The organism is Vibrio sp. V01_P9A10T6 (assembly GCF_963877065.1).
GTDB classification, from domain to species: Bacteria; Pseudomonadota; Gammaproteobacteria; order Enterobacterales; family Vibrionaceae; genus Vibrio; species Vibrio anguillarum.
Genome location: NZ_CAWNTB010000178.1, coordinates 59,246 through 67,978, shown reverse-complemented (window position 1 = coordinate 67,978; position 8,733 = coordinate 59,246). Strand labels below are relative to the sequence as shown.

Annotated in this window: 7 protein-coding genes; 6 read left to right on the top strand and 1 reads right to left on the bottom strand. The window is 45.6% G+C overall.

Annotated features, from left to right (window positions below):
- The 4 genes from AACQ21_RS13395 to eno all read left to right on the top strand — a co-directional run.
- The coding region (locus AACQ21_RS13395; RefSeq protein WP_258174211.1) for an ACT domain-containing protein at window positions 1–721 on the top strand (721 nt) is incomplete at its 5' end.
- 134 nt (window positions 722–855) lie between these two features.
- Entirely contained in the window at window positions 856–1,653 is a 798-nt protein-coding gene (mazG, locus tag AACQ21_RS13390) for a nucleoside triphosphate pyrophosphohydrolase (RefSeq protein WP_017046491.1), read from the top strand.
- A 223-nt stretch (window positions 1,654–1,876) separates the two neighbouring features.
- Entirely contained in the window at window positions 1,877–3,517 is a 1,641-nt protein-coding gene (locus tag AACQ21_RS13385; RefSeq protein ID WP_013856040.1) for a CTP synthase, read from the top strand.
- Between the two features lie 79 nt (window positions 3,518–3,596).
- A complete protein-coding gene (eno, locus tag AACQ21_RS13380) occupies window positions 3,597–4,898 on the top strand; it encodes a phosphopyruvate hydratase (protein WP_013856041.1) in 1,302 nt (433 codons plus the stop codon).
- 116 nt (window positions 4,899–5,014) lie between these two features.
- Here eno and AACQ21_RS13375 read toward each other — a convergent pair whose 3' ends face one another.
- Window positions 5,015–6,226: a multifunctional CCA addition/repair protein gene (locus tag AACQ21_RS13375; protein WP_105976919.1), complete on the bottom strand. Its 1,212-nt coding sequence runs from the start codon at window positions 6,224–6,226 to the stop codon at window positions 5,015–5,017.
- Between the two features lie 88 nt (window positions 6,227–6,314).
- Between AACQ21_RS13375 and AACQ21_RS13370 the strand changes: the two genes are divergently transcribed.
- Together AACQ21_RS13370 and AACQ21_RS13365 are read left to right on the top strand one after the other, a co-directional pair.
- Window positions 6,315–7,913, top strand: coding sequence for an ExeA family protein (locus AACQ21_RS13370; protein ID WP_105976918.1), 1,599 nt, complete (start codon window positions 6,315–6,317; stop codon window positions 7,911–7,913).
- Window positions 7,913–8,680 carry a general secretion pathway protein GspB gene (locus tag AACQ21_RS13365; RefSeq protein ID WP_105976917.1) on the top strand — a complete coding sequence of 256 codons (768 nt, stop codon included), beginning with the start codon at window positions 7,913–7,915 and terminating at the stop codon, window positions 8,678–8,680. The genes AACQ21_RS13370 and AACQ21_RS13365 overlap by 1 nt, the downstream gene beginning before the upstream one ends.
- The last annotated feature ends 53 nt before the right edge of the window (window positions 8,681–8,733 follow it).

The following is an 8,733-nucleotide window of genomic DNA, read 5'->3' as shown; positions in this document are numbered from 1 at the left end:
CCTTGAAGCCGGACGAGAGATCCTCGAATCAGAATTGGCCAAAATCGGTGCCACATTAAAAGATGCCGATAAATACGCGCTCAAACGTTTTAACGTCAATACGCCTGACGAGCTGTACGTCGGCATTGGCAGTGGTGATTTGCGAATCAACCAAATCGTCAATCACATCAATGCTTTGGTGAATAAGCCGACCGCTGAGCAAGAAGATCAACAAGCACTGCAAAAATTGCAAGATGCGCAAACTCGTCCAGCTCAGCCACATCGAGCGCACAAGGATGCCGTTGTAGTGGAAGGGGTAGATAACCTCATGACACACCTAGCGCGCTGTTGCCAACCTATCCCGGGTGATGAGATCAAAGGTTACATTACTCAAGGGCGTGGTATTTCAGTCCATCGCAGTGACTGTGAACAGCTAGAAGAGCTGAGCCATCACGCACCTGAACGCATCATTGATACCGTTTGGGGGCGTGGGTTTGTTGGAACCTATATTTTGACTTTGCGCGTTGAAGCGATGGAGCGAGGTGGGTTACTCAAAGACATCACCACCCTGCTTGCGAATGAGAAAGTGAAAGTCATCAGCATGAAAAGTCGTAGCGACTACAAAAGACAGTTGATCATCATGGATTTTGATCTTGAAGTGAGCAACATCGAAGCGTTGTCACGAGTATCAATGCGAGTAGAGCAGATCAAAGATGTGATGTTGGTGAAACGCCTAGGCTAAATTTCATATCACAGTAACACTCTTATTGGCGTGAATCGCAATTAAATCGCGACGCAAGCGCCTTGGGTTTTCAAAGGCGAGTGGCAATGACTGCTCGCTTTTTTATTTTAAATATTGATGTAAGGAGCGGATAAATGAGCCACCCAATCGAACAACTGGAACAGATCATGGCACAGTTGCGTGACCCAAAAACAGGTTGTCCTTGGGATATCAAGCAAACTTTTGACACGGTTGTTCCTTACACAATCGAAGAGACCTATGAAGTGGTGGAAGCGATCCACAACCAAGATTGGCCTAATCTCAAAGAAGAATTAGGTGACTTGCTATTTCAAGTTATTTTTTATAGTCAAATGGCGAAAGAGCAAGGGTTGTTTGATTTCTCGCAAGTTGTTGAAACGGTGAATGAAAAACTTACGCGCCGCCATCCTCATGTTTTTGCGGGTGCTAAGTTTGAGGATGAAGCGCAAATCAACGCCAATTGGGAAGCTGAAAAAGCCAAAGAAAAGGTACAAGCAGGAAAAAAAGATCAAAGTATTCTAGACTCAATACCACACGCTTTTCCGTCTCTTTTACGTGCTACAAAGATTCAAAAAAAGTGTGCCCAATATGGCTTTGATTGGGATTCTATCGGCCCAGTGGTTGATAAAGTCCAAGAAGAGATCGAAGAAGTCATGGAAGAGGCGTTGCAAATCAACCCTGATCCGGTTCGAGTAGAGGATGAAATGGGCGATCTATTATTTGCCACTGTTAACTTTGCTCGGCACTTAAAAATTGATCCAGAAGTGGCGTTAAATAAAGCAAATCGAAAGTTTTCACGTCGATTTAAAGGCATTGAAATGCTGGTGGCACGTCAGCACAAAACCTTGACCGATTTTTCTCTCGAAGAATTGGATGCGATGTGGAATGAAGTGAAGCGCTTGGAGTCGAAGTAATACCCTGTGTTGGCAATCCACAATAAAACCCACCCATTGAGACAAATTTGACTCATTTGAGTGGTGTGATAAGCCATATCAAGCGGTGCTCTTTGATTTGAAGCAAAAAATAAAAAATGACAGTGTGATAGATTTCACGTTGTAGCGAATAAGGGCTTCTGGTATATTTTTATCCCGTCCAGAAGAAATCCATTTCCCTCATTCAACCAATTTCAGGTTAAACATGACGACAAATTACATTTTTGTTACTGGCGGGGTTGTATCCTCTCTAGGTAAAGGTATTGCGGCAGCATCTCTTGCGGCGATTTTAGAAGCTCGTGGTCTTAAAGTGACTATGATGAAGCTTGACCCTTACATCAACGTTGACCCAGGCACAATGAGCCCAACTCAACATGGTGAAGTGTTTGTCACGGAAGATGGCGCTGAAACTGACCTTGACCTTGGTCACTACGAACGTTTTATTCGTACCAAAATGACCAAGCGCAATAACTTTACTGCTGGTCGTGTTTATGCCGATGTATTGCGTAAAGAGCGCCGCGGTGACTACCTAGGTGCAACGATTCAGGTTATTCCACACATCACTAATGCGATTAAAGATCGCGTTATCGCTGGCTCTGAAGGTCACGATGTCGCTATCGTTGAAGTAGGCGGAACCGTTGGTGATATCGAGTCATTGCCATTTATGGAAGCGATTCGTCAGCTTGCGATTGAAGTGGGCCGTGAACACGCGATGTTTATGCACCTGACTTTAGTTCCTTACCTTGCCGCTGCTGGTGAAGTGAAAACCAAACCGACTCAACATTCAGTTAAAGAGCTGCTTTCTATCGGCATTCAGCCTGATATTTTGGTTTGTCGTAGCGATCGCGTTATCCCAGCGAACGAACGTAAGAAAATTGCTTTGTTCTGTAACGTGCCTGAAAAAGCCGTTATCTCGATGAAAGATGTTGATTCTATCTACAAGATCCCTCAACTGATCAAAGCTCAAGGTTTGGATGATATCGTTTGTAACCGTTTTGGTATTAAAGCACCGGAAGCGGATCTTTCTGAATGGGAACAAGTGATTTACGAAGAGGCTAACCCAACCGCTGAAGTGGTGATCGGGATGGTCGGTAAATACATTGAATTGCCTGATGCTTACAAATCGGTTAACGAAGCACTGAAACACGCAGGTTTGAAAAACCGTTTGAGCGTGAAAATCAAATACATCGATTCTCAAGACGTTGAAACCAAAGGTGCGGAAGTGCTGACTGGTTTGGACGCAATCCTAGTACCTGGCGGTTTTGGTGATCGCGGTATCGAAGGCAAAATTCTTGCTGCGCAATATGCCCGCGAAAACAAAGTTCCTTACCTAGGGATTTGTCTAGGTATGCAAGTGGCGCTGATCGAATACGCGCGTAACGTTGCGGGTATGAAAGGTGCGCATTCAACAGAATTTAACAAAGAGACTCAATACCCTGTGGTAGGCTTGATCACCGAATGGGTAGATGACGAAGGTAACGTAGAAGAGCGTACTGAAAAGTCTGATCTTGGTGGTACTATGCGCCTTGGTTCGCAGCTATGCCACTTAGAGAAAGGCACCAAAGCGTATGAGCTTTACGGTAGTGCAACCATTCATGAACGTCATCGTCACCGTTATGAAGTTAATAATAAACTTCGTCCGCAGATCGAAAAAGCTGGCTTGAAAGTATCAGGTCTGTCTGCTGATAAGAAGCTAGTTGAAGTGATTGAGAACCCTGCTCACCCATGGTTTGTAGCAGCTCAGTTCCACCCAGAATTCACGTCAACCCCTCGTGATGGTCACCCACTATTTGCAGGCTTTATTAAAGCGGCAGGTGAGTTCCAACGCGGTGAATCAGAGAAGTAACAAGGATACGGGCAGTTGCAATTGTTGTGCTGCTGCCCTTTATAGTTTTGACATTTAAATTCAACGAGAGGAAACATTAATGTCTAAGATCGTTAAAGTTCTAGGTCGCGAAATCATCGACTCACGTGGTAACCCAACAGTAGAAGCTGAAGTTCACCTAGAAGGCGGTTTCGTAGGTATGGCAGCTGCGCCATCTGGTGCATCTACTGGTTCTCGCGAAGCTCTTGAGCTACGTGACGGTGACAAATCACGTTTCCTAGGTAAAGGTGTTCTTAAAGCGATTGCAGCTGTAAACGGCCCAATTGCTGATGCTCTAGTTGGTAAAGATGCTAAAGATCAAGCAGCTATCGACCAAGTGATGATCGACCTTGATGGTACTGAAAACAAATCTAACTTCGGTGCGAACGCAATCCTAGCGGTTTCTCTAGCGAACGCAAAAGCGGCTGCGGCTGCGAAAGGCATGCCTCTATACGAGCACATTGCTGAGCTAAACGGTACTGCTGGCCAATTCTCTATGCCTCTACCAATGATGAACATCATCAACGGTGGCGAGCACGCAGATAACAACGTAGACATCCAAGAGTTCATGATCCAACCTGTTGGCGCAAAAACTCTTAAAGAAGCAGTACGTATGGGTGCAGAAGTATTCCATAACCTAGCTAAAGTTCTGAAGTCTAAAGGCTACAACACTGCCGTTGGTGACGAAGGTGGTTTCGCTCCTAACCTAAAATCTAACGCTGAAGCGCTAGAAGTTATTGCAGAAGCAGTTGCAGCGGCTGGCTACGTGCTAGGCAAAGACATCACTCTAGCGATGGACTGTGCAGCATCTGAGTTCTTCGACAAAGACGCTGGCATCTACAACATGAAAGGTGAAGGCAAAACGTTCACTTCAGAAGAGTTCAACCACTACCTAGCGGGCCTTGTTGAGCAATTCCCAATCGTTTCTATCGAAGACGGTTTGGACGAGTCTGATTGGACTGGTTTCAAACACCAAACTGAACTTCTAGGCGACAAAATTCAGCTAGTGGGTGACGATCTATTCGTTACTAACACTAAGATCCTTAAAGAAGGTATTGAGAAAGGTATCGTTAACTCAATCCTTATCAAGTTCAACCAAATCGGTTCTCTAACTGAGACTCTAGCTGCAATTAAGATGGCTAAAGACGCAGGTTACACAGCGGTAATCTCTCACCGTTCTGGCGAAACTGAAGATGCAACTATCGCTGATCTAGCAGTAGGTACAGCTGCAGGTCAAATCAAAACGGGTTCTATGAGCCGTTCTGACCGTGTTGCTAAGTACAACCAACTAATCCGTATTGAAGAAGCGCTAGCTGGTCGTGCTCCTTTCAACGGTCTTAAAGAAGTGAAAGGCCAAGCTTAATCCCACGGGGTACAGCTTAGCATCATTACTTTAAAGAACGCCCTGCAATGCAGGGCGTTTTGTTTTTTCTGCTATCGCAACTCGCATTTTGAATTGCGAGTTGAGAAGAGAAAGATTTACACCGCGCTAATCGCTGCGATCCGTCGTTTATCCAGCTCTTCTTTGATCGCTTTCCCTTGAAAACCATCACGGATCACCTGTTGTACATCGACACTCAGTGCCGCTTGATAAGCTTTGAGAAAAATATCGCGTTGCGGATAAGGGGTCTCTTCGCAACCTAATCGACCCGCATGATCGGCCTGACAACACAGTAAAACGTCCAGCAAGCGCTCAGGCTTGCGCCATGCATCGAGTTTATCGAGTATTTTGAGTTTGGTGCTGGGTTTTAATTCTGCCGCTCGATGAATATTGGAATGCTGCTCGCAGACGAGCAGTGCCAACTCTTTACACTCATTTGGAATACGCACCCGCTCGCACAATGCTTTAATGATGTTAATTCCTGTGTGACAGTGCATTTTATGGCTGGGCCATTCGCTTTTAGGTGTGACTCCTTTACCTAAGTCATGCACTTGCGCTGCAAAACGAACCGCTATCGATGAAGAGAGCTTCGCCGCTTGCGCTGCAACCATTAAGGTGTGTACTCCGGTATCAATTTCAGGATGCCATTTTTCCGGTTGAGGAACACCAAACAGGCGATCCAGTTCGGGTAATACCACTTTAAGTGCACCGCATTCATATAAAACAGAAAGAAATATTTCTGGATGCTGAGTGGCCAGTGATTTCTGCCACTCTTGCCATACGCGCTCGGCGGTTAAGTGTTGCAACTCACCTGATTGCGTTATTTGTTTCATCAGTGCCATGGTTTCATCGGCAATCGTAAAACCTAAATGTGCGAATTTGGCCGCAAAACGAGCCACGCGAAGGACACGTAGTGGATCTTCGATAAAAGCATCAGAAACATGGCGTAGTAGGCGATTGTGCAGATCGCGCTGGCCGCCATAGGGGTCAATAAGCTTACCTGCGTTATCTTGTGCGATGGCGTTAATGGTCAGATCGCGGCGGGCGAGATCCTCTTCCAAAGTCACATCGGGTGCGTAGTAGCAGGCAAAGCCTGTGTAGCCAGCGCCAGTTTTGCGCTCAGTGCGAGCAAGGGCATACTCTTGTTTCGTTTTCGGGTGAAGAAATACGGGAAAATCTTTTCCTACAGGAGTAAAACCAGTGGCCAGCATTTGCTCTGGGCTGCTGCCTACTACAACCCAATCTTTGTCATAGATATCAATATGGAGCAACTGATCGCGTACCGCGCCCCCAACTAAGTATACTTGCACCGGATTACCTTAAATATGCTGAAACGCCATTGGCGATTGATGTTAGTAATGGTACTTTTCATCACAGTGAAATGATAGAGACGAGAGAATGTATAAGGAATTTTTTGGATTTACCGAGCCGCCATTTTCAATTGTACCGAGCTCTCGTTACCTATTTTTGAGCCATCGTCATCGTGAAGCGATGCAACATTTACAAGCAGGGCTGGGTGATGGTGGTGGTTTTGCGCTATTAACTGGCGAAGTGGGGACTGGCAAAACAACCATCGCAAGAGCGATGCTTGCGGCACTCGATGATAGTACTCAGGCGGGGTTTATTTTAAATCCAACTTTTTCGAACATCGAGTTGCTTGAAGCGATTTGTGATGAGTTTGCGCTGTCTTACCCACCTTCAGGGAGTTTAAAAGCGCTTAGCCAAGTAATTTATCATCATTTACTGCATAACCACGCGCAAGGGAAACAGACGCTATTGGTGATAGATGAGGCGCAGCATCTGGCCGCCGATGTACTGGAACAGTTGCGACTACTGACTAACCTTGAAACGGAGAGCCGTAAGTTGCTTAAGGTTTTACTGATTGGTCAGCCTGAGTTACAACAAAAATTGCAATTACCTCAATTACGCCAACTTGCGCAACGTATTACCGGTCGTTATCACTTGCTGCCTCTCAATGTTCAAGAGACAGAGCAGTACATCCACTTTCGTTTAGCGTTAGCTGGCGGTCACAAGGATTGGTTTGATCAGAAAAGTATTAAATGGATAGCAGAACAGACCCATGGTATTCCGCGTTTAATTAACTTAGTGTGCGATGCGAGTTTCAAGTTAGCCTATCAGCAGGGCGTGAAAGCGCTCTCATTTGAATTAGTGCGTACCGCGGTTCAAGAGGTCATGAATTTTCAGTCCTCGGTCTATCAGTCGCCTCATGCTCGCCTCGTACCGTCTTCAATATCGTATCGCTCTCCTCTCATTGTGGGTTTAGTGTTAGCGGTGTTCATGGCGTGGTTTAGCCCGCCATGGATTGATCGCATGATGCGCTTTGCGTTGCCTTCCCCTGAATTACCTAAACCGATCACTCAAGTGGTGATCAGTGCTCAATTGGAACAAGATCTAGAACGCTCGAAGGCATTGGAAGCGGCCATTAGCGATCTTTATAAAGTTTGGGGTTACAGTGCATCTTTGGCCGATAGTTTTTGTGATGCTCAAGCACAAGGACGCTTTCAATGTCAGCGTATGCAGGGTGATTTCAACCAATTAAAGCAGTTAAATTTGCCAGTGGTGCTTACTTTAGCTGCGGAGCAAACACAAGCTTATGCGGTGCTGTACCAGATCAATACTGAGCAGGTGCAATTGTTAATGGCAGGAAAGCATGTGCAAATTAACCAAAGTCAGCTCAATGACGTATGGACAGGAGAATATCACTACATTTGGCAGCACGATTTACTCCGAACGTTGAAACAGGGCATGCAAGGAGATGATGTTGAACTGCTTGACCAAAAATTGTCTCAGTTACTTGGAGAGCAAGCCACAGGACATCAACGTTTTGATGGGGAGGTAAAGCGCAAAGTAGCGTTTTTCCAGCGCTGGCAGAAAATGGACAGCGATGGTATTGCTGGGGCTCGCACGATCAGTCGGCTTGAGCTATTGACTCAACACAACGCACCTCGCCTTCTCATTACTAAGGAGCAAGGATAATGTCGCAAGTGCTTAAAGCATTAGAGCAATCAGAGCTGAGCCACCAGAGCAAAAGCTTACCTCACTCTTCTCATGTAGCAGTGTTTAATCAATCCTTGCCATCTTCATGGTGCTCGAAATCATCACTTACCGCGTTGTTTGCTCCATCGCTGCTTTGTTGCGGTTATCTTGTTTATCATTCATACCAAGCTCGAATCGATGAGCTAGAACAATTGAAGCACAATGCGCCACAAGTTGTGCAACAAGAGGGGGCTTACCAAGTTCTGGAATACCCTGACTTTGGTGAGTTACAAACTAATACACCACGAGTGAAAACACTTACCGAGACAAGCTCTACGCCGCCATTTACTCCTTTACATGATACCCAGTTGACGACTCGTGAGCCGCGAGATAAAAACGCAGATCAGGAGTTTGGCCTTAATGATCTCGACTTAAGTCAATTATCCCCGGAATTGGTACAACGAGTTGAGTTGGCGATTCAAGGCAAAGATCAAGTCGTACTGGTAGGAGACACATCAAAAGGTCATCTTCTGCTCACAGAACATCTTGATACCTTTTCAGGACGTATCCCAGCGCTGAATTTCCAGACTCACGTTTATTCAAGTCGCACAGATAAACGATGGGTAAAAATTAATGGCGTAGAGCGAAAGGTAGGTGATGATGTGGTGAATGGCGTGCAATTAGTCGAGATCAATCCGCAATCGACCTTGATACGTTTCGATGGTGAATTGATTGAAATCCCAGCTCTTTATGATTGGAAAGGATGAAAAACGGCCACCTTTCTCTGGTGACCGTTTTTCAAGTGATAGATCCAGTCAGT

Excerpts from the sequence above, each read along its gene's own strand:
- AACQ21_RS13370 (WP_105976918.1), top strand. The coding sequence starts at position 6,315 with ATGTATAAGGAATTTTTTGGATTTACCGAGCCGCCATTTTCAATTGTA.
- AACQ21_RS13385 (WP_013856040.1), top strand. The coding sequence starts at position 1,877 with ATGACGACAAATTACATTTTTGTTACTGGCGGGGTTGTATCCTCTCTA.
- mazG (WP_017046491.1), top strand. The coding sequence starts at position 856 with ATGAGCCACCCAATCGAACAACTGGAACAGATCATGGCACAGTTGCGT.
- AACQ21_RS13365 (WP_105976917.1), top strand. The coding sequence starts at position 7,913 with ATGTCGCAAGTGCTTAAAGCATTAGAGCAATCAGAGCTGAGCCACCAG.
- eno (WP_013856041.1), top strand. The coding sequence starts at position 3,597 with ATGTCTAAGATCGTTAAAGTTCTAGGTCGCGAAATCATCGACTCACGT.